Raw genomic sequence first — 22,315 nt, 5'->3', positions numbered from 1 at the left:
GACTAAAAACAGACATAGTTTTGCTACATTTGTCGCGTTTTTCTAAGAGTAGTTTTTAGAAAATGACAAGTTGACACACATTTAAGATGGAACAAAAAAAATTTGATTACACTTCCTTTATAGGAATGCTTTTATTAGCTGGTATTATGCTTTGGTGGATGAACACTAACAAGCCAGAGATTACACCAGAAAACACAACTAACACAGAAATTGTTGCAGATTCTATTGCAGCTACTACTCAAAATTCACTTACTGAAAGTACAGTTGTTTTAAGTGATTCTCTACAACAAGTCGCTGCTCAAAATAAATTAGGTGCTTTTGCAAAAAGTGCAATTTCTGGAAAAAACGGAACTAGCGTTTTAGAAAATGAGTTGGTAAAACTTACGGTTGATAATAAAGGTGGACAAATTACAGAAGCCCTTATTAAAAACTTTAAAACTTATGATTCTTTACCATTATATATGGTTAAAGATAAAAATGCTTCGTTTAATATTAACTTTGGAACAACTGATAACAGAATTTTAAATACTGCTGACTTATTTTTTGCTCCTACTTTAACTAAAAACGGAGATAATCAAGTGCTTTCTATGAAACTAAAGGTTTCTGATAGCAAGTATTTAGAATATAGATATGAAATGAAACCTAACGAATATATGGTAGATTTCTCTATCCGTTCTATTGGTTTAAGCGATGTTATAAACGCTTCTAATACTATTAATTTAGATTGGTCTTTAAATGGTTATCGTCATGAAAAAAGTATGAAAACAGAGAATACAATGTATTCTTGGTTCTACTATAAAACGGATGATGAAGTAGAATATTTAAATGCTGGTAATTCAGAAATTGCAAACGATGTAGATTGGGTTGCTTTTAAACAGCACTTTTTTACGTCTAATTTACTAACAGACAAGCCATTTAACAACGCAACTGTTACTTCTACTGATTTAGTTTTAAATGCAGAAATTGATACTGTTTTTACTAAAAAATACGAATTAAAAACGCCGTTAGCTTTAAGCGGTGGAGAGTTAAATTATAACATGAAATGGTTTTACGGACCAAGTGGTTATAATTTATTAAAAAAATATGAAGGAACTAATTTAGATGAAACTGCCGATTTAGGTTGGGGAATTTTCGGGTTCTTAAACAGAACTGTTTTTTATCCTGTATTTAACTTCTTAAAAGGTTTTATTGGAAGTTATGGATTGCTTATTATTTTAATGACCGTTGTTGTTAGAATTATAATGTCTCCGTTAGTTTATAAATCTTATTTATCAAGTGCAAAAATGAAGGTTATTAGACCAGAATTAACTGCATTAAACGAGAAGTATCCTGGTAAAGAAAACACAATGAAACGTCAACAAGAAACAATGGCGATTCAACGTAAAGCTGGTGTAAGCATGATGTCGGGTTGTATACCTGCATTGTTACAAATGCCTATTTTCTTTGCCTTGTTTAAGTTTTTTCCGACCAATATAGATTTGCGTCAAAAGAACTTTTTATGGGCAAATGACTTATCTTCTTATGATACTGTTTTTAAACTTCCGTTTGAAATTCCGTTTTATGGAGATCACGTAAGTTTATTTCCAATTTTAGCATCTATAGCAATCTTCTTTTACATGAAGATGAACCAAAGTCAGCAAGCAAATATGCAAGCGCCTACGCAAGAAGGTATGCCAGATATGAGCAAGATGATGAAGTATATGATTTACTTCTCTCCTATTATGATGTTATTTTTCTTTAACAACTACGCAAGTTCTTTAAGTTTATACTACTTTATCTCTAACTTATTAACTATTGTTATTATGTTAGTTATTAAAAACTTTGTAATTGATGAAGATAAAATTCATGCACAAATTGAAGAAAACAAAAAGAAACCTGCAAAAGCTAAAAGCAAATTTAGACAACGTTTAGATGATGCTATGAAACAAGCACAGGAACAGCAAGCTGCACAGAAGAAAAAGAAGTAAGCAGTTAGCAAAAAAAAAAGAAAAACCGAAACTTAAAAGTTTCGGTTTTTTTCTTTTAACAAGGCTTTAACATGGGTTTAACACTTAACCTTTAAACTATCGTATTTTTGCAAAGTCTAAGCTAGATACTATATCAACTATTTTACAATGAAAAAAATAACACTATTTATTGCTTGCTTGTTTAGTTTAACAATGCTAGCTCAAAAACCTCAATCTTCTACTGCTTCAATTTCAGGAAAAGTAATAGAAACAACTACCAAACAACCATTAGAATACGCAACCATTGTTTTAACAAACCTAAAAACAAAAAGAGTTAGCGGTGGAATTACAGACATGCAAGGTAACTTTAGCATTACTATTCCTCAAGGAAATTATGCAGTAAAAGCTGAGTTTATTGGTTTTAAAACTAAAGATTTAGGAACTCAAGATTTAACTTCAAATAAAAATATTGGTACTATTTCTCTTACAGAAGATGCAGAAACTTTAGATGAAGTAGAAATTATTGCAGAAAAATCTACCGTAGAAATAAGGTTAGATAAAAAAATATACAATGTTGGTAAAGATATGACGGTAAAAGGCGGAACTGCTTCAGATGTTTTAGACAATGTACCATCTGTAAATGTAGATGCTGAAGGAGCTGTAAGTTTAAGAGGTAACGAAAACGTTCGTATTTTAATTGATGGAAAACCGTCTGCACTTGTTGGTTTAACAGGAACCGATGCCTTACGTAATTTACCGGCAGATGCCATTGAAAAAGTAGAAGTTGTAACTTCTCCTTCTGCAAGGTATGATGCGGAAGGAACTGCTGGAATTTTAAATATTATTCTTAGAAAAGGAAAAATAACAGGTTTTAATGGTTCACTAAACCTTACAGTTGGTAATCCAGACATGGTAAGAGTTGCACCAAACTTAAACTATAGAACAAAAAAAATAAACTTATTTTCTAACCTTGGTTACTCTTACAGAAAAGGACCTGGAAACTCACAAACAGAATTCTCTTATCTAACCGATGGAGTTTTAGACAGCACACAAGTAGAAAACAGAACTTTTGACAGAGAAAGCAAAAGTTTTAATGCATCTGTTGGTTTAGAATATTATATAAATGATAACAGTTCTATTACTGGTAATTTTGTGTACAGAAAATCTAAAGGTAACGACATAGCGACTAACGTAACAGAACGTTATTTAACAGACAATACATCACAAAATCTTTTAAATGAATTAAGAGTAGAAAACGAAGACGAAGATGGTGTAGATAATCAATACTCATTAAATTACACTACCAAATTAGACGATAACGGACAAAAACTAACCATAGATTTGCAATATGGAAATAGTGAAGAAACAGAAAACTCTCCTGTAACAGTAAACGGTGCATTATCTGAATTAAACTCGCAAATTACCAACTCTAAAGAAAAACTATTTCAGTTAGATTATGTGTTGCCAATTGGAGAAAGTAGTCAATTTGAATTTGGACACAAATCTACCTTACAAGATTTAGAGTCAGACTTTAAAGTAAATATTTTAGATCCTAATACAGATTTTGACCCATCAAACGCAATAACATTTAAGCAAAATGTATATGCATTCTACACACAATACGGAAGTAAAATTGATAAATTTTCTTACCTATTAGGACTTCGTTCAGAAATTACAGACATCGATTTAAATGTACTAACAACAAACCAAACATCCGACAAAAACTATACAGAATGGTTTCCAACCGTAAACTTTGGTTATGAGTTAAATGATAATGAAAACCTAACTTTAGGTTACAGCCGTCGTTTAAGAAGACCACGTCACTGGTTTTTAAATCCGTTTGAAAGTAGAAGCTCTGCCACAAGTGTATTTAGAGGAAACCCAGATTTAAATCCAACTTTTACCAGTTCTTACGATTTAGGATACAACACAAAAATTAGAAAATTTAACTTAGGCGCTTCATTATACTACCAACTTTCTACAGATAAAATAGAAAGAGTATCAATAATTGAAGAAAGAAACGGAACCAATGTATTTGTAAGTCAACCTTTAAATATAAATGACGAACAACGTTACGGATTTGAGTTTACATCTAATTACAGCCCAACAAAAGCAATTCGTTTATCAGCAAGCTTTAATTATTTTAAATTTAATACAGACGCTTTTACGTATGTTTACACAGCGCAAGATGGTACACAAGCAACTACAAACTTAAGCGAAGTAAACGAAAGTAGCTGGTTTGCACGCTTTAACTCACGCATAACTTTACCTGCAAAAATTGAATGGCAAACACGTATTATGTATCGAGGACCACAAACAAACGCACAAAGCGATAGAGAAGGTATGTTTATGACCAACCTAGCTTTTAGCAAAGATATTTTAAAAGACAAAGCATCATTGGTTTTAAATGTAAGCGATTTATTTAACTCACGTAAAAGACAAAGCACAACTTATTATGGCGGAAGAGAAAACCCTTCAACGGTTTCTTACGGAGAATTTCAATGGAGAGAGCGCCAAATATCGTTAAGTTTTACGTATCGTTTTAATCAAAAGAAGAAACCACAAAGACCACAAGGCGGAGAAGATGGCGGCGGAGAAGAATATAACGGATAATTGTTATATTGAGCGTAGTAGAAATATTAGGGCGTTCGGGCGGGCTTTACGCACTCGCTTTTTTTCTGAAAAAGAAAAAAGAGCTCAAACAAACGCTTCAATCCCTAACGCACTTACTCAAACTCATAAAAAACTCGTTCAATTTCTTGAACGAGTTTTTTCTTTTACGCCACTGTCATTCCTGCGAAGACAAAAATCCAAGCGAACATAGACTCTTTTCTTAGAAGGAAAGACAAAACCTAAATAAATACGCCCGCGTTAGCGATTGCAGTGGCATCCTTTTTAGTTGTCAGTTCGAGTGAATTTGTGAAGAATGAACAAATTTGTATCGAGAACAAAACTAAAAAGATATAACGGAAAGCGCGACCCTTGTGGTAACGCCCAAAAAAAAAGCTCGCAAATAGCGAACTTTTTAATCTTGTAAATAAATATATAACCTAAAAACTACTTACCTTCAGCAGCTTTTTTAGCTTCTTTTTTAAGTTTCCAGTTTTCCCAAATTGTACCACCAATCCAGTAAGGAACTACAAATGTTAATAAGAATATTAACAACCAAAAACCAGCTGTAAAAATAAACATGAATAAAACTAAACCTGAAAATTCTGAAAAATCTAACATTTCTTTCTTATTAATAATTGTTATAACGCGAAATTAAAACTATTTTTCCTTTCAACCAATAAAATCTAGTAAAAATCGCTACTCAAAACTTTCAAAATTTGTAATTTTGGTATTCGTTAATTATTAGCCTTTTTAAATCATTATAACATGACTAAATTCAGAATTGAAAAAGACACGATGGGAAATGTTGAAGTTCCTGCAGATAAATATTGGGGAGCGCAAACAGAACGTTCTCGTAACAACTTTAAAATTGGACCTGCGGGTTCTATGCCTTTAGAGGTAGTTTATGGTTTTGCATATCTTAAAAAAGCTGCGGCTTTTACAAATGCAGAATTGGGTGTTTTAGCAACTGAAAAGCGCGATTTAATTGCACAGGTTTGTGATGAAATTTTAGCAGGAAAGCATAACGATCAGTTTCCGTTAGTAATTTGGCAAACAGGTTCTGGAACGCAATCTAACATGAATGTAAACGAAGTTATTGCAAACAGAGCGCACGAAATTGCTGGAAAAGTAATTGGTGAAGGAGACAAAACCATTCAACCAAATGATGATGTAAACAAATCGCAATCATCAAATGATACATTCCCTACAGGAATGCACATTGCTGCTTACAAGAAAATTATAGAAACTACAATTCCAGGAGTTCAGCAATTACGCGATACTTTAAAAACTAAATCGGAAGCCTTTAAAGATGTTGTAAAAATTGGTAGAACGCACTTAATGGACGCAACTCCGTTAACTTTAGGGCAAGAATTTTCTGGTTACGTTGCGCAATTAAACTTTGGATTAAAATCTTTAAATAATTCATTGGAACATTTAAGTCAATTAGCTTTAGGTGGAACAGCCGTTGGTACTGGTTTAAATACACCAGCTGGTTACGATGTTTTAGTAGCAAAATACATTGCAGAATTTACAGGTTTACCTTTTATAACTGCTGAAAATAAGTTTGAAGCGTTAGCAGCACACGATGCGTTAGTAGAAACTCATGGCGCTTTAAAACAACTTGCAGTTTCTTTAAATAAAATTGCAAACGATATTAGAATGATGGCTTCTGGTCCTCGTTCTGGAATTGGAGAATTAATTATTCCTGCAAACGAGCCAGGTTCTTCTATTATGCCAGGAAAAGTAAATCCTACACAAGCGGAAGCAATAACAATGGTTTGTGCACAAGTTATGGGTAACGATGTTGCTGTAACTGTTGGAGGAACACAGGGACATTACGAATTAAACGTTTTTAAACCAATGATGGCGGCAAACGTTTTACAATCTGCTCAATTAATTGGAGACGCTTGTAAATCTTTTGATGAAAATTGTGCTGCGGGTATTGAACCAAATCATGGTAGAATTACAGAGTTGGTAAACAATTCTTTAATGTTAGTTACGGCTTTAAACACCAAAATAGGCTATTACAAAGCAGCTGAAATTGCAAACACAGCGCATGAAAACGGAACAACTTTAAAAACAGAAGCAGTTCGTTTAGGTTATGTTACCGAAGCTGAATATGACGAATGGGTAAAACCTGCCGACATGACAAGTGGTTTGAAATAAAAAAACAATAAATAAATTTAAAAAGCTGTAAATTTATTTTGCAGCTTTTTTTAGCTTAAAGAATAACTATATTAAAGACAATGAAGATGAATAAACATGAAGATTTTATGAGTGAAGCTGTAAAAGCAGCTTTAAAAGGAATGAGTAACAATGAAGGTGGCCCATTTGGTTGTATCGTAGTAAAAGACGGTGAAATTGTTGGTCGCGGAAATAACAAAGTAACCTCTACAAACGATCCAACCGCGCATGCAGAAGTTACCGCAATTAGAGATGCGTGTTCAAACTTAGGCTCTTTTCAATTAGATGGTTGTATTGTATATACTTCTTGCGAGCCTTGCCCAATGTGTTTAGGTGCAATTTACTGGGCAAGACCAGACAAAGTTTTCTACGGAAGTAACCAACAAGATGCGGCAGATATTGGATTTGATGATGAATTTATTTACAAGGAAATTCCTTTACCATACGAAAAAAGAAGCATTCCGTTTGAGCAAATTGGAAGAGACATTGCTTTAGAACCTTTTCAGAAATGGAGTAAAAAGAATGATAAAATTGAATACTAAATTAAAAAAAGCCTAAACTTTCGTTTAGGCTTTTTTTATGTCTTAAGTTTAGCTTGCTTCTAGGTTTATTTTTGGGTAACTTCGCTATTCACTGATATAAAAAGCAGCTTTTAAATCTTTACACAAATAACGAACTATGAAAAGACTATTATCAGAAATTTTTCAAATAGCAATAGGTATTCTACTAGCAAGTATTGGTTTAAAAATGTTTTTATTGCCAAACGGTTTTTTAGATGGCGGCGTTACAGGAATTTCAATTTTACTTAGTAAACTTTTAAATATTGAAATATCTTATTTTTTAATATTGGTAAATATTCCTTTTCTAATATTGGCTTGGTTTAGCTTAACTAAAAAAATATTTATAAAATCTGTTTTAGCAATTTTAACTCTAGCTGTTATTATTCATTTTGAAAACTTTAATGCCATAACAGAAGACAAACTGCTAATTGCAATTTTCGGTGGTCTTTTTCTTGGTGCAGGAATAGGTTTATCTATAAAAAATGGAGCAGTTTTAGATGGAGCAGAAATTTTAGGAATCTTTATTAATGAACATTTAGGAATTAGTATTGGCAAAGTAATCCTTCTTTTTAATACCATTTTATTTATAGTAACGGCAATTTTACTTTCTATTGAAGTTGCAATGTATTCCATACTCGCATTTATTGTAACCGGTAAAATTATTGATTTAATGATTGAAGGTTTTGAAGATTATGTGGGTTTAATGATAGTTTCTGATAAAGAAAATGAAATTAATAAAAAGCTTATAAGCACTATTGGTGTTGGAACTACTTTATACAAAGGAAATGGTGGTTATGGAAAAAGAGGCGAACAAGCTGAAAAAGAAATTATCCATACCGTAATTAACAGAATTGATATTAGAAGAACCTATAATCTAATTGACTCCATAGATAAAAATGCTTTTATCATTGAATTTGATGTAAATAATATTAAAGGTGGTATTTACACAAAATTTCTTTCTAAAAAAGGGTTAAAAAAATTAACACCAATAAAAAATTAGATAAATAGCAGTTAAAAATGAAAGATTCACTTCTAAAAAAATTCTTTTTAATAGATGGCTTTGGAGCAATTCTTTCTGCTTTATTATTAGGACTCGTTTTAACTAAATTGGAAACCTATTTCGGAATTCCAAAACCAACGCTATATCTTCTTGCAACATTACCTTGCCTTTTTGCAATCTATGATTTTTATTGTTATTTCAAAATTAGTAGAGATTTAGGTAAATTCTTAAAAGCAATCGCTATTATTAATTTACTGTATTGTTGTTTATCCATTGCTTTTACAATTTATCATCATAATCTAATTACTACTTTAGGTTGGTTATACATTATAGTAGAAAGTATAATAGTTACTACCATTGCTTTTATTGAATTAAGAGCTGTAAAAAATCATCGTCAAAAAAAATAGTTATTGTTTTTAATGTAAATTTGTTTCAATATGAAAATACTTTTTACCAACATAAAAGAACTCATTCAAGTTAGAGAAACTACAATTACTAAAGTTTCTGGTAAAGACATGCGCATTTTACCAACCATAAAAAACGCTTTTCTACTCATTGAAAATGATAAAATCATCGATTTTGGCGAAATGAAAAACGCTCCAACTTCAGTAAGTAAAACTATAGATTGTACAGGTAAAATGATTCTACCAACTTGGTGCGATTCTCATACGCATATTGTGTACGCAGGAAACCGCGAACAAGAATTTGTAGATAGAATTAACGGTTTAACTTATGAGGAAATTGCCAATAATGGTGGCGGAATTGTAAATTCTGCCAAGAAATTACAACAAACTTCTTTTGATGATTTATACCAGCAATCTGCAAAGCGTTTGGAAGAAATTATGCAATTAGGAACTGGTGCTGTAGAAATAAAATCAGGTTACGGTTTAACGGTTGAAGCAGAGCTTAAAATGTTGCGTGTAATTAAAAAACTAAAAGAAAATTACAACTTACCAATTAAAGCAACTTTTTTAGGCGCACACGCTTTTCCAACGGAATATAAAAACAACAAAGAAGGTTACATTAATTTAATTATTGATGAAATGTTACCTAAAATTGCTGAAGAAAATTTAGCCGAATTTATTGATGTATTTTGTGAAACGGGTTATTTTTCTGTGGAAGATACAGACAAGATTTTATCCGCTGGAAAAAAACTTGGATTGATTCCTAAAGTACATGTTAATCAGTTTACAACTATTGGAGGTGTTCAGGTTTCTATAAAATACAATGCATTGTCTGTTGATCATTTAGAAGTTATGAATGACAACGATATTGATGCACTTAAAAACACAGGGACAATGCCAGTTGCCTTGCCTTCTTGCTCCTACTTTTTAAGTATTCCGTACACGCCAGCAAGAAAAATGATTGATAACGGTTTGCCGTTAGCTTTGGCAACAGATTATAATCCAGGTTCTACACCTTCTGGAAATATGAATTTTGTGGTTGCAACTGCCTGTATAAAAATGAAAATGACACCAGAAGAAGCTATAAATGCCGCAACAATTAATGGCGCTTATGCTATGAATGTTTCCAACGAAGTTGGAAGTATTACAAAAGGTAAAAAAGCAAATTTTATTATTACAAAAGAAATTCCTTCTTATGGATTTATTCCTTATTCTTTTGGAAGTAATTTAATTGACACTGTTTTTATTGACGGAAAAAGCATTTAAAATGAAACATTTACACTTTTACACAAGAACAGCTATTGATTCGTTAATTGCAAAACGAGATGGAGAAACCAAATTTGGCGAATGTGTTCAGGCTTTAAATTCAACTAATAATCTATCCGAAGAACTTAAAAATTCATCTGTAAAATTTGTACTATTTGGAGTACCAGAAGATATTGGCGTTAGAATGAATGGTGGAAATGGTGGCGCACAAAACGCATGGAAAGCTGCATTAAAATCTGTTTGTAATATTCAAGAAAACAACTACAATAAAGGTAATGACTTATTGATTTTAGGTCATTTAGATTTCTCTTCAGAATTAAAAAACATAGCATTAACTGATATTAATTTTAAAGAAAAAGGCGATCAATTAGTTCGTTTAATTGACAAAGAATTATCTGCATTAATTAAATTAATTGTTGGTGCTGGTAAAATTCCAATCATTATTGGTGGCGGACACAACAACAGCTACGGAAATATAAAAGGTAGTTTTGAAGCTTTTGAAGAAAAAATAAATGTAATCAATCTAGATGCTCATACAGATTTTAGAAAGCTCGAAGAACGCCATAGCGGAAACGGATTTAGTTACGCATACAATAATAGTTTTCTTGATAAATATTACATGTTTGGGATACATGAAAATTATACTCCAAAAACTATTTTTGATACTATAGATGCAAATCCAGATTTGCAATACAACACTTTTGAAGAACTAGAAGTTTACAATACCAAAGATTTTACAATTGAATTAAAAAAGGCTCTTGATTTTGTTTCAAATACAAACTTCGGAATTGAAATTGACCTCGACGCAATTGAGTCTTTTCCAAGTAGCGCAATGACTCCAAGTGGATTTTCAACAAAGCAAGCAAGACAGTTTACATCCTTTTTTGGGCAACATAAAAACGTTTGTTATTTACATATTTGTGAAGCTTCTCCAGATGTTGTAAATGATAAAACTCCTGCCAATCAAGTTGGTAAGTTTATTAGTTATTTAATTTCTGATTTTATGAAGGCGAAAAATTAATCAATCCAATTTTTAAAGTCTTTTACACGTTCTCTACTTACAATAATTTCAGATTCATTATAAGAATTCAACTTTATTTGTAAACGAGAATTTGTGTAGGAAACTATATCTTTTATTGCATTTATATGCACAATAAAAGTACGGTTTACTCTAAAAAACTGATCTGGATTTAGTTCATTTTCTAAAGAACTTAGTGAGTAATTTATTATTCCTTTAAAATCATTTGTTTTTATAAATGTGGCATTATCATAACTATAAAAACAACAAACTTTTTCAGCCTTTATTATTTTTATTTTCGAACCATTTTTTACCGTAAAAGAGTCTTTGTAATTTTTAGTTTTATAATTAGCAAACAACTCTTTTAGGTTTTCAAAATCGTTTTTATTATTAATTTTTTCTTTCCCTTTTACTATTGCTTTTTCTAACTCTGCTAGTTTTATAGGTTTTAATAAATATGAAATACTATCGTAATCAAAAGCCCTTATACTATAATCGCTATATGCAGTTGTAAAAATAATTTTAGCAGCAGTTTTAACTTGATTAAAAATTTCAAACGACAAGCCATCAGATAAATGCACATCTAAAAAAATAATTGCTGGATGTGTATTAGTTTGCAACCATGTTACTGACTCTTTTATGGAGACAGTTGTAGCTAAAACCTCCACATTAAAATTAGCTAACATACGTTCTAATCTTCTTGCTGAAGGCAACTCGTCTTCTATAATTAAAACTTTCATTTTTCTAATAGTGGTAAATTAATTGTAAAGTTTCTATCATCTTCTTTAATTATAAGTTGTTTTTCAGTAAAAAAAGAATAGCGTTTTTTAATATTTTCTATACCTTTTTTAGAAGTAGTTTCTAAAGTAACTTTTTTGTTTTTATTGTTGGTAATTTCTAAATAATCATCTTTTTTAGAAATTAAAATATCAACTGGATTGTTTTGGCTTACTTCATTATGCTTTACAACATTTTCTAAAACTTGCTGCAACGTTGTGCTAACAATATATTTTTCGGCACTTAGATTTACATCAAAAGAAAAATTTAATCCACTTTCAAATCTATTTTTTAATAAGTGTAGATAATCTTTTGCAAAATTAATTTCATCATTCAACAAAACCACATCTTGTTTTTCTTGTTCTAAAAAGTATCTGTAAATATTAGATAGTTTTTCTGAAAATGAAACTGCTTTTTTAGGATTTTCCTCAATCAAACTGGTTAAAACATTAATATTATTAAACAAAAAATGTGGGCTTAATTGGTTTTTTAATTGCTGATAATTGAGTTGATTTGATAACGATTCTTGTTTTAAAAATTGTTTTTCTTGTTTACTAATAATGCTTAAAAAATATAAATGAGTTGCAATTAATGTATATAAGAAAAAAGGAGTGTATATAAGTATTGTTGGAAATAAAAAAGCTCTATCAAGAGCAGCTCCAAGACCATCTTTTACAATTCTGAAGTTATTAAATGATATTATTACCCAAAAAACTAATACAGAAATAGCTATTATATAATATACAGCAACATAATAAGTTCTATTTTGTTGTTCATATTTTGAAAAAATATAATTAAAAAAATGAATACTTATTAAGGATGAAATGAAACCTATTGGTAAAAACTTATAGAGTAACATAATCACCTGATTAAAATAAAATTGACTTGCAACCATCATTAAAGTATATAGAATAACTCCAGAAAGTGAAATTAAAAACAACTTTAAAAAAGAATATTTTAATTCTTTAAAATTATAGTAACGAATTCTTTTAGAATTTACCTGTATTCTTTGCGCTATTGTAAAAATTATAAATACAAAAATGGCAATTAATCCAATAAATATAATAGGAAATTCAAAAAAAGAATAATCATTACCATTATTTAACACTCTAAAAAAAACGATTGAAAATAAATATAAAAGAAAAAAAGACAAGATTGAGGGTTTTAAAATGTCTGAAATTTTTGTTTTCTCTTCGTTAAATGTTAAAAAAGATAAAAACGAAGGAATAAAAAATAGTGAAAAAATTAAAGGAACTGCTTTTAAGTTTTCTCTATTTAAGTCATTTGTTAAGGACAAAACTGTAAAAAGCAATAAATGCATTACCAATACAAATAACAATGATTTTTTTAAAGACGACACAATTTTCTTCATAATTTCTAATTTTCATCAAAAATGAAACTTATCATCTTCAATAAAAAAAGAAATATAGTGAATTGTTATTTTATGTAAGTGAATTGTAAAAAACTTCTCGATACAAATTTTTCATGCTTCAAAATTTACTCTAAGTGACAGACTCTGCAATTTTTGTGACTTTGAAACCTTAAAACTAAGTTTTTAATTGCGCAAACAAACTCATTTTTCCCGCTTTGGGGAAATGTCTGAAAAACAAAGGTGACAGCTTAATCAATCCAATTTTTAAAGTCTTTTACACGTTCTCTACTTACAATAATTTCAGATTCATTATAAGAATTCAACTTTATTTGTAAACGAGAATTTGTGTAGGAAACTATATCTTTTATTGCATTTATATGCACAATAAAAGTACGGTTTACTCTAAAAAACTGATCTGGATTTAATTCGTCTTGCCAATGTTCTAAAGAATTATCTATTAAATAATTTCTGTTAGTTGAAGTATGAATATAGGTTGCTTTATTTTCTGAATAAAAGCATTCAATTTCATCTGTAGGAATAATTTTAAGGTGTTGACCAACTTTTATAGTAAAACGTTTTTTGAATTTTCTATCAACCGGATTTACCAACAACTTTCTAATATCATCTATATTAACTTGTAAATTGGTTTGGGTTGGCTGATTTTCTTTAAACTTATCTACTGCAATTTTTAATTCGTCTTCGTCAATTGGTTTTAATAAATAATCTATTGAATTTAATTTAAAAGCTTTTAACGCATATTCATCATACGCTGTTGTAAATATTATTGCCGACTTCACTTCTACTTCTTCAAAAATCTCGAATGATAATCCGTCTGAAAGTTGAATATCTAAAAATATTAAATCTGGATGCTCATTATTTTGAAACCAATTGATAGACTCTTCAACAGAATGTAACATTTGTTGTGCTTCTAAATTAAGTTCCGCTAACATGCGTCCAAGTCTTCTTGCAGCAGGTTTTTCGTCTTCAATAATAATTATTTTCATCTTTTAAAATACTATAAAAAGTTACTGTTCAAATTTAACGATTGTTGTTCATATATTCTTTAATTTTTCGCTCTTCCCAATCTTTGCTAAATAAATTAGGAATTCCGAAGGTTCCAACGGCATGAAAAATTAAGACAATTCCCCACCAAAAAAAGAACCTATAATTATCTAAATCTGTAAAGGCTTCAAAAACAGAATCGCCATATTGTATGTCTTTATAAATTCTTCTAATTATAAAAAACAGGTTTATTATTAAATAAAAAGAAAGATGTTTATAAAAACTTTTAATGTCTTCAATCCGTTTTTTAGCACGAATGTATTTTTGACTATCGTTTCTATTATCTATTTTCCTCATCATATTTCTTTAAATATTTATTAGACTTCTCTTCATCTTCTCCCATTAATTCCTTGATTTTTCGTTCTTCCCAATCTTTAGAAATTACTGAAGGAAAACCAAAAACGCCTAACCAATGAAAGAAAACTCCAATTCCCCAACCCAACCAAGTCATATAAGCTCCAGGATGCGTTATTGCTTCGGTAAAAGTTAAATCTTCATCATGTGTTAATCCGAAAATAATTACACCAGTAATAAAGATATTTACCAATACATATACTAATAAATGTACATAGAAACCTTTAATATTATCTACGCGTTTCTTTGCTTTTATATAACGTTGCTCTTCTAAATAATTTGATTCCATCTTATTTGTTTTTTAAATCGTTGTCCATTAATTCTTTTATTTTTTTCTCTTCCCAATCTTTATCTAAACCATAATTTGGGAATCCAAATACAACTACAGCGTGTATTAATTGGGCAATTGTTATCCCAAACACCGCATACCAAAACCAATGATAACCAGGAGAAAATAATAAATTAACGGTTACAATTATTGCAATAGAAACTATATTAACCGTTAAATGAATATAGAATCCTTTTATGTCCTTTACTTTCTTTTTAGCTTTTAAGTAGCTTTCTTCTTTTTTTAAATTAGCGCTCATCTTAATAGTTATTTTTATCGTTATCCATTAATTCTTTTATCTTTTTACTTTCCCAATCTTTGCCCATAAAAACACTATAATTATATGCTTCTAATCCATGGAAAAGCACTCCAATTCCCCAACCAAAAATTGGAAACCAAAACCAATGAAATTGTGGTACAAAACGTAAATTAATAAAAATAAAAACTGGTATCATTACTAAATATGTAACCAAATTTTGATAAAATTCTTTCATTTTTTCAACACGTTCTACGGCACGTACATATTTACTATTTTCGTAATCTTCTGATGTTCTCATAATGCTATTTATTTGTGTTAGTAAGGGTAAACTTACCGTAAATGTTCTTTTATTATTTGTTATTTCTACCGATCTATCGGTAATTAAACCATAGCGATCCGCAATATTTTGCAAACCAACTTTTGTGCTTTTACCAATGGCTTCCTTCGGATTTACATTATTGGTAACTTTTAAAAAACCGTTTTCTTCAGTAATTGAAATTTTTAATGGCTTTGCTGAAGAAACCACATTATGCTTCACTGCATTTTCTAATAATAATTGTAATGATAGCGGCACAATTTTTAAACTATCACTACTTACTTCAGACGGAATATTAAACTCAACAGCATCTTCAAATCGCATTGATAATAGTTCCATGTACGCTTTAGCAAACTTTAATTCTTCCGCCAAAGGTGTTAAATCTTTATTTCTTTGCTCTAAAACATATCTATAAACTTTAGATAGTTTTGTGGTAAATTTTTCTGCTTGCGCAGGGTTTTCTCCAATTAAAGAGGTTAAAACATTTAAACTGTTGAATAAAAAATGTGGATCTAATTGATTCTTTAAAGTCTCAAACTTTGCTGTTTCTGTTTTAGCAACAAATTGTTGTTGTGTATTTTCTTGTGCCATGGCAGCTTTCCAGTTTACCATAAAACCTCTTGCATGAAAAAAAGTAGCAATTCCTAACGAAATAATAATTGCAAAAAGATGTACCCAAACTAAATATCCTTTAAAAAAGTTAGCAGGATCATACCCAAACATTACTATATATTGCACATAATGAATTAATAAAACTGCTATTACTGTATAAATTATTGTGGCAATAACTCCAGACAAAACTCTTTGATTTGTCTGAGTAACCCAGTTCCACTTTGTATTTAAATAATCGTTAATTATTCCATTTCCTAATCCTAAAATAAAAGAATACATTGCGGAAATTAAAAACGTATAACCTGCTCCCTTTAAAGTAAATTGTTGATTTATAATTATAAATAAGACACCAAAGGCAATGGTTAGTTTTAAACAAATCCAAATGTCACTTTTTAAACTTTTAAAAGAATTTGAAGCAGGTGATTTCATTCGTTTTTTTATTTACTGAATTATTAAAATTTGATTTCTAAAGATACATTTTTATCAGAAACGGCAAACTTTGCGTCTTCAAATTGTGGTGGACCAAAAGACATATTATTATTTGATGCTCCAAAATCTTCTAAAGGCATTCTATTTGTAGCAAAGTCTAATTTATTATTGTTGTTTTTGTCATGGTAACAAATAATTGCATATTCTCCAGGAGTTACGTTTTCAAAAACTACGCTCGTTTTACCATCTTTAATTTTTCCTTCAGTACCTTGAACAGGTTTTCCCATAAAATTATCTTTCGTATATAAAGCAAAACCTACTTTGCCATCATCTGAAGTTACATTTTCTATAGACACTGTTATTGTTTTGTTTTGAGCTTCTAAAGTATTAAATACAAATAATAAAGCTAATGTTGCGATAGTTACAATTGTTTTCATAATTTTTGTTTTAGTGGTTAATTATGATACAAATATGCAACTGAAGTCTAGTTTTTAAAACTTAACCTTACCGAATTGTCGTTTTTATACCCCGAATTGTAAATATTTAAAATAAACTTCATTTTTTATGTAACAATTTCTACTTTTGAGCAACTTATCTACAATCAACTAATTAAACTAATACGTGCAAAGCGAACAAGAGCAAAAATTTTTAGCCGACTTTGAACAAAATCAGAATATTGTGCATAAGGTTTGCCGAATTTATACGACAAACCAGCACGCACATAATGATTTGTTTCAAGAAATAACCATTCAACTTTGGAAAAATTACTCCAAGTTTCGTGGCGAAGCTAAATTTAGCACTTGGATGTATAGAGTTGCTTTAAATACAGCTATTTCGTTGTATCGAAAATCAACAAGAAGAATAAAAACTCAAGACATTGAAGATTTTGCGTATAAAATAAAAGGTGAAGATTACGATGACACACAAGAATTACAATTAAAGGCCTTATATACTGCCATTAGAAAAATGGGAGATATAGATAAAGCATTAATTTTCTTGTATTTAGAAGACAAACCTTACAAAGAAATAGCAGTAACACTGGGTATTTCTGAAGTAAACGCTCGAGTTAAAATGAACAGAGCAAAAGATAAGTTAAAAAAAATACTAAACCCATAATTATGGATGTATTAGATAATTATAAAAAAGCTTGGGATAATCAACCCGAAGAAACTGATAAAGTTTCTCAAATTGATATATATAAGATGGCGCATGCACGCTCATCATCTATTGTAAAATGGATTTTTATTATTGGGATTGTGGAGTTTGTGGTTTTAAATTCTATGTACTTTTTTGTTGATAACACCAAATCAATTGAGGAATATGAAAAAATAGGAATACTTCCATTTTATAATATTTCCATGGTTATAAGTTTAGTGGTTGTTATTTATTTTTTAATTCAATTTTATCTTAACTATAAATCTATCTCAGTTGTAGACTCTACTAAAGTACTAATGCATAAAATATTAAAAACTAGAAAAACTGTTAGAAATTATGTGATTTTCAATCTTGTTTTTGTCGCTTTTTCAATTGCAATTATTGTATCAGCAAAAATAAATTTTAAAATTGAGACTATTACAACTGTGCAAATCTGGAAAACAATAGGAGTCTCATTCGTGATTACGGGAATTTTTCTAGGATTAATGTATGGAGTTTATCAATTAATCTACGGAATATTATTACGTAAATTAAACCGTAATTATAAAGAATTAGCTAAATTAGCGGAATTAAATTAAACTAATTTTCTTCATGAAGCATTTACTAACAATCTGTTTATTAGTATTCTCTATTTCATCTTTCTCTCAATCAAACGAAGACTCTTTCTTTAATAATGTTAGATTTGGTGGTGGTTTTGGGTTTAGTTTTGGAAGTAATAATACTTCAATTTCAATTTCTCCTACTGCAGTTTATGACTTTAATGAAGAATTTTCAATTGGAGCAACATTAGGTTATTTATATAACAAAAGAGGAGACTTTAATGCAAATGTTTATTCTGCAAGTGTACTTACTTTGTATAGACCAATACGACAAATTGAGTTTTCTGCTGAGTTAATGCAATCTTATGTAGATAGAAGTTTTGGAACCACTAATGATACTTATAGCTATCCATCATTAAACATTGGAGCAGCTTACATAACAGGCAAAGTTACTTTTGGTGTTCAGTATGATCTTTTATATGACGACACAAAAAGTGTAAACGCAAATGGGTTTACACCTTTTATTAGAGTATTATTTTAAAATTCTTTAAGAACTTTCAATAATTTTTCGTGCATTATATCCGTATAATCTAAATGCGTTACAATTCGTATTTTACCTTCACCCATTGGAGTTAATAAAATATTTTTGTCTTTCATTTTTGAAATGAAATCATTTGCATCCATAGAATCATCTACATAGAAGATTACAATATTTGTTTCTACTGGCTCAACATTTTTTACATAAGAAAGTGAATTTAAAACTTGTTCAATTTCTTTCGCTCTTTTATGATCTTCAGCTAAACGCATTACATTATTGTCCAATGCGTAAATTGCTGCTGCTGTCAAAAAACCAGCTTGTCTCATTGCACCTCCAAATAATTTTCTAATTCTAAGTGCTTTTGCAATATGCTCTTTACTTCCAACTAAAATAGAACCAACTGGTGCACCTAAACCTTTTGATAAACAAATTGAAATGGTATCAAACAACTCACCATATTGTTTTGGAGTTTCATTTTTAGCAACCAATGCATTAAATAAACGTGCTCCATCTAAATGAAAAGCTAAATTATTTTCTTTTGATACTTTCTGAATTTTCTCTAATTCAGTAAAATCCCAACAAGCTCCACCTCCTTTATTTGTTGTATTTTCTATACAAACTAATTTATTATATGGAACATGGATATCGGCTCTTCCAGAAACTGCAGATGTTAATTGTTCAGCAGTAAACATTCCTCTGTTTCCATCAATTAAATGTGATGTAACTCCTGCGTTAAACGCTGCTCCTCCACCTTCATAATTATAAACATGTGCCCATTTATCACAAAACATTCTATCTCCTGGTTGCGTATGTAATTTAATTGCGGCTTGATTTGCCATAGTTCCTGAAGGAAAAAACAATGCATCTTCCATTCCGAATAATTTAGCAACTTTTTCTTGCAATTCATTTACCGTTGGATCACTTTTAAAAACATCATCGCCAACTTTGGCGTTCATCATTGCATCTAACATTCCTTTTGATGGTCTGGTAACTGTATCTGAAATTAAATCTATAATCATTTCTTATTTTTTCTAATGTAAATTTGCACTTCTTCAATAGATTTTAAGAAACTCACTCCTTTTTTCCCTTTAAAAAAGAGCCATCTTACCAATAATCCTAATCCCATAACAAGTAAGAGTAAGGAGAATATTAGTAAAAAACCTAAAAATAAGTCCATCTATATTTTAACTAATTAATATTTATAATCATTCCCAATTGGCGAACCATCTGGAATTTTTGGTGCGCTTACTTTTACAAATTTAGACGGATTCTTTTTATAATTAACAATCATTTCTAAATAATATTTATCATTTCCCTTTAGCATTAATTTAGTGAACGTTTTGTTTAAAATTGACTTCACTTGTGGATATACATTTTTGTTTGAAGCCAAAGTAAACATTGCATTTAAAACTTCAACTTGAACAACTTCTTGCAATGCTTGATGATACGAGTTTTTGTGTTTTATCTCGAAAGAATTAATAATTAAATCTTCAATTACTTCAGCAAAACCTAATTGATTTTTATCTAAACTCTTATGCTGCACCAATCTATTTGCTCTATCTGGATGCAATAAATAACTCAATGTAAATGCAGAAGCTGTTTGTACCGCTCCATAAGGATCAAAAGCAACACCTGCTTTAGATTTAAAACTCTCTCTTGTTCTATTATAACCATAAGCTCTTGGTGGAAACAAGGCTAATAATTTCTTCGGAATCGCTATTTCTTCAACATTAATCGTTTTTAATAAAGTCTTTAAAGCATCTCTTTGGGTTTTTCCATCAACTCGTTTTACAATCAATTCCTTTTGCCCTTTAACTGCGTAGGTATAATCCAATCCGCCAATAATTTTTGAAGTTGCATCCGTTTGAAAACGATGGAAAAAATACAACGGAACAAACACATCTTCTAATACAGAATATGGTGTTTTACTTTGTACATTATCCGTAGAAAAATTTGCAATTGCGCGCTTTCTAATTGCCAACACATTTTCTAATTCTTTAGAAGCAGACTTTCCATTATCCCATAAATGAGAATACGCATGCGCACTTCCTTTTGATCTTGAGTCTGAATCGGTTATAAATCGAAATCCTTTATCAAAAGCTTCATCTAATATTTTTTCTAATTGAAGTTTTTCTTCACCAATAAAATCTTGATATGCATAGGCAACAGTAACTTTGTCCCACTCGCCTATTTTATTATCATACGCTTCAGAAAAATCTACTTTTCCATTTTTTAAGGATAACTTCGGATGCGGATAATCCATCACCGAACTTCTATTGTTACTACTTGCTGCAAAATTATGAGCAAACCCTAAAGTGTGTCCGATTTCATGTGCAGATAATTGTCTGATTCTAGCAATTGCCATTTCTAATGCAAATTTATCGTCAGAATCACTCGTTTTATAAGGTGCTTGTAACGCTTGCGCAATTAAAAAATCTTGACGAATACGTAAACTTCCTAAACTAACGTGACCTTTAATAATTTCTCCTGTTCTTGGATCAGAAATATTTCCACCGTAACTCCAACCGCGAGTTGAACGATGCACCCATTGAATCATATTATAACGCACATCTAACGGATCTGCGCCTTCTGGCAACATTTTAACCTGAAAAGCATCTTTATAACCTGCGGCTTCAAAAGCTTGGTTCCACCAACTTCCGCCTTCTAATAAAGCTGAACGAACCGGTTCTGGAGTTCCTCTATCTAAATAATAAATTATAGGTTCTTTTGCTTCTGATATTGTTGCATTCGGATTTTTCTTTTCCAATCGATGACGGTAAATAAAACGTTTTGTAATTGGTTCATCAACCGGAGTTGCATAATCCATATACGTCATTTGCCAAGAACCACAACGCGGATCATACACTCTTGGTTTGTAGTTATTATCTGGCAATTCTACAAAAGAATGATGTTGATTTACCGTAACCAAACTCGCATCTGGCGTTACACTTCTTATATTATAACCTTTTGGAGTTCCTTTAAAAGTTAGCATTACATCAAACTCAACATTTTTAGGAAACGCTTTTGTTCGCTCTAAATTAAAAGCCGATTTACTCTTATCTAAACTATAACTCCCTTGTTTATTTCTTGCCAAAGTACTTTTAACTCCGTGCGCATCACGCATAAAAAAATCGGTTGCATCTACTAAAAATCGCCCGTTTTTTTCTTCCTTAACAAGAAAACCATGTAAAACCGATTTTGCAAAGGCTTCTTTTACAGATTGTTTTTCTTCCTTATTATCGGTTATTGCTCTAAAATCTTGATTCGGCTGAATTAATAAAATTTTGTTTCCCGCTTTTTTAAAATATACTACAACACCATTTCCTAACTGACCTCTATCCAAACCAATATCGTTAGAACCAACACCTTCAGAAAGCGAACGAACGTATAAAAATTCCGTATTTAAATTATTAATTTGAAGGAATATTTTATCAGAAGTATCATCGTAATAAAACGGAAAATAACCTTCATACTTGGTAATTCCTTTTTTCAAAGATGTTCCCGTGTTTTCAGTGAAAAACTGTGAAAACCCATCAACAGAAAACGCAATAAAGAATAGAATAAGCAGTAATTTTTTCATGTT

At 30.3% G+C, this 22,315-nt stretch carries 22 protein-coding genes; 11 read left to right on the top strand and 11 right to left on the bottom strand.

What is annotated here, in order from left to right:
* Positions 1–86 precede the first annotated feature (86 nt).
* Positions 87–1,967: a membrane protein insertase YidC gene (yidC, locus tag LPB136_RS01690; RefSeq protein WP_072554475.1), complete on the top strand. Its 1,881-nt coding sequence runs from the start codon at positions 87–89 to the stop codon at positions 1,965–1,967.
* 147 nt (positions 1,968–2,114) lie between these two features.
* Positions 2,115–4,559 carry a TonB-dependent receptor gene (locus LPB136_RS01685; RefSeq protein ID WP_072554474.1) on the top strand — a complete coding sequence of 815 codons (2,445 nt, stop codon included), beginning with the start codon at positions 2,115–2,117 and terminating at the stop codon, positions 4,557–4,559.
* 444 nt (positions 4,560–5,003) lie between these two features.
* On the opposite strand, the gene LPB136_RS14055 is transcribed toward LPB136_RS01685, so the two are convergent.
* Positions 5,004–5,177, bottom strand: coding sequence for a hypothetical protein (locus LPB136_RS14055; protein ID WP_198938429.1), 174 nt, complete (start codon positions 5,175–5,177; stop codon positions 5,004–5,006).
* A 147-nt stretch (positions 5,178–5,324) separates the two neighbouring features.
* Here LPB136_RS14055 and fumC point away from each other — a divergent pair, with 147 nt between their 5' ends.
* The 6 genes from fumC (at position 5,325) to LPB136_RS01655 (ending at position 10,994) form a co-directional block, all read left to right on the top strand.
* Positions 5,325–6,725, top strand: a complete 1,401-nt coding sequence (gene fumC, locus LPB136_RS01680; protein ID WP_072554473.1) for a class II fumarate hydratase — start codon at positions 5,325–5,327, stop codon at positions 6,723–6,725.
* 86 nt (positions 6,726–6,811) lie between these two features.
* Positions 6,812–7,285, top strand: a complete 474-nt coding sequence (locus LPB136_RS01675) for a nucleoside deaminase (protein WP_072554472.1) — start codon at positions 6,812–6,814, stop codon at positions 7,283–7,285.
* 136 nt (positions 7,286–7,421) lie between these two features.
* A complete protein-coding gene (locus LPB136_RS01670; protein ID WP_072554471.1) occupies positions 7,422–8,303 on the top strand; it encodes a YitT family protein in 882 nt (293 codons plus the stop codon).
* Between the two features lie 17 nt (positions 8,304–8,320).
* Positions 8,321–8,710, top strand: coding sequence for a hypothetical protein (locus LPB136_RS01665; RefSeq protein ID WP_072554470.1), 390 nt, complete (start codon positions 8,321–8,323; stop codon positions 8,708–8,710).
* 30 nt (positions 8,711–8,740) lie between these two features.
* Positions 8,741–9,973: an imidazolonepropionase gene (gene hutI, locus LPB136_RS01660; RefSeq protein WP_072554469.1), complete on the top strand. Its 1,233-nt coding sequence runs from the start codon at positions 8,741–8,743 to the stop codon at positions 9,971–9,973.
* Position 9,974: 1 nt separating this feature from the next.
* Entirely contained in the window at positions 9,975–10,994 is a 1,020-nt protein-coding gene (locus LPB136_RS01655) for a formimidoylglutamase (protein ID WP_072556873.1), read from the top strand.
* On the opposite strand, the gene LPB136_RS01650 is transcribed toward LPB136_RS01655, so the two are convergent.
* From LPB136_RS01650 to LPB136_RS01615, 8 genes are all read right to left on the bottom strand, one after another.
* Complete coding sequence (locus LPB136_RS01650) at positions 10,991–11,731, bottom strand: LytR/AlgR family response regulator transcription factor (protein ID WP_072554468.1); 741 nt, start codon at positions 11,729–11,731, stop codon at positions 10,991–10,993. The genes LPB136_RS01655 and LPB136_RS01650 overlap by 4 nt on opposite strands.
* Complete coding sequence (locus LPB136_RS01645; RefSeq protein WP_072554467.1) at positions 11,728–13,140, bottom strand: sensor histidine kinase; 1,413 nt, start codon at positions 13,138–13,140, stop codon at positions 11,728–11,730. Before LPB136_RS01645 ends, LPB136_RS01650 begins: the two co-directional genes overlap by 4 nt.
* Before the next feature lie 248 nt (positions 13,141–13,388).
* Positions 13,389–14,144: a LytR/AlgR family response regulator transcription factor gene (locus LPB136_RS01640; protein ID WP_072554466.1), complete on the bottom strand. Its 756-nt coding sequence runs from the start codon at positions 14,142–14,144 to the stop codon at positions 13,389–13,391.
* A gap of 34 nt (positions 14,145–14,178) precedes the next feature.
* Complete coding sequence (locus tag LPB136_RS01635; RefSeq protein WP_072554465.1) at positions 14,179–14,499, bottom strand: 2TM domain-containing protein; 321 nt, start codon at positions 14,497–14,499, stop codon at positions 14,179–14,181.
* Positions 14,483–14,845 (bottom strand): 2TM domain-containing protein, encoded by a 363-nt coding sequence (locus LPB136_RS01630; protein ID WP_072554464.1) that lies wholly within the window; start codon positions 14,843–14,845, stop codon positions 14,483–14,485. The genes LPB136_RS01635 and LPB136_RS01630 overlap by 17 nt, the downstream gene beginning before the upstream one ends.
* Before the next feature lies 1 nt (position 14,846).
* Complete coding sequence (locus tag LPB136_RS01625) at positions 14,847–15,143, bottom strand: 2TM domain-containing protein (RefSeq protein WP_072554463.1); 297 nt, start codon at positions 15,141–15,143, stop codon at positions 14,847–14,849.
* A gap of 1 nt (position 15,144) precedes the next feature.
* Positions 15,145–16,500 carry a 2TM domain-containing protein gene (locus LPB136_RS01620; RefSeq protein ID WP_072554462.1) on the bottom strand — a complete coding sequence of 452 codons (1,356 nt, stop codon included), beginning with the start codon at positions 16,498–16,500 and terminating at the stop codon, positions 15,145–15,147.
* Between the two features lie 23 nt (positions 16,501–16,523).
* Positions 16,524–16,937: a DUF2141 domain-containing protein gene (locus tag LPB136_RS01615; RefSeq protein WP_072554461.1), complete on the bottom strand. Its 414-nt coding sequence runs from the start codon at positions 16,935–16,937 to the stop codon at positions 16,524–16,526.
* Positions 16,938–17,121: 184 nt separating this feature from the next.
* On the opposite strand from LPB136_RS01615, the gene LPB136_RS01610 reads away from it, so the two are divergent.
* Genes LPB136_RS01610 through LPB136_RS01600 form a run of 3 tightly spaced genes read left to right on the top strand, consistent with a single transcriptional unit; the run spans position 17,122 to position 18,735 of the window.
* Positions 17,122–17,616 (top strand): RNA polymerase sigma factor, encoded by a 495-nt coding sequence (locus LPB136_RS01610; RefSeq protein WP_072554460.1) that lies wholly within the window; start codon positions 17,122–17,124, stop codon positions 17,614–17,616.
* Positions 17,617–17,618: 2 nt separating this feature from the next.
* Positions 17,619–18,233 (top strand): hypothetical protein, encoded by a 615-nt coding sequence (locus LPB136_RS01605; protein ID WP_072554459.1) that lies wholly within the window; start codon positions 17,619–17,621, stop codon positions 18,231–18,233.
* 13 nt (positions 18,234–18,246) lie between these two features.
* The gene (locus LPB136_RS01600) at positions 18,247–18,735 is read left to right on the top strand and encodes a hypothetical protein (RefSeq protein ID WP_072554458.1); all 489 of its coding nucleotides are present in this window, start codon (positions 18,247–18,249) and stop codon (positions 18,733–18,735) included.
* Here the strand turns inward: LPB136_RS01600 and LPB136_RS01595 are convergent.
* Together LPB136_RS01595 and LPB136_RS01590 are read right to left on the bottom strand one after the other, a co-directional pair.
* Positions 18,732–19,751, bottom strand: a complete 1,020-nt coding sequence (locus LPB136_RS01595) for a threonine aldolase family protein (RefSeq protein WP_072554457.1) — start codon at positions 19,749–19,751, stop codon at positions 18,732–18,734. The genes LPB136_RS01600 and LPB136_RS01595 overlap by 4 nt on opposite strands.
* A 173-nt stretch (positions 19,752–19,924) precedes the next feature.
* Positions 19,925–22,312, bottom strand: coding sequence for a zinc-dependent metalloprotease (locus LPB136_RS01590; protein WP_072554456.1), 2,388 nt, complete (start codon positions 22,310–22,312; stop codon positions 19,925–19,927).
* Between the last annotated feature and the right edge of the window lie 3 nt (positions 22,313–22,315).

This window comes from Tenacibaculum todarodis (assembly GCF_001889045.1).
GTDB lineage: Bacteria > Bacteroidota > Bacteroidia > Flavobacteriales > Flavobacteriaceae > Polaribacter > Polaribacter todarodis.
The sequence above is the reverse complement of the archived record's forward strand: the minus strand, read 5'-3'. Positions and strand labels throughout refer to the sequence as shown.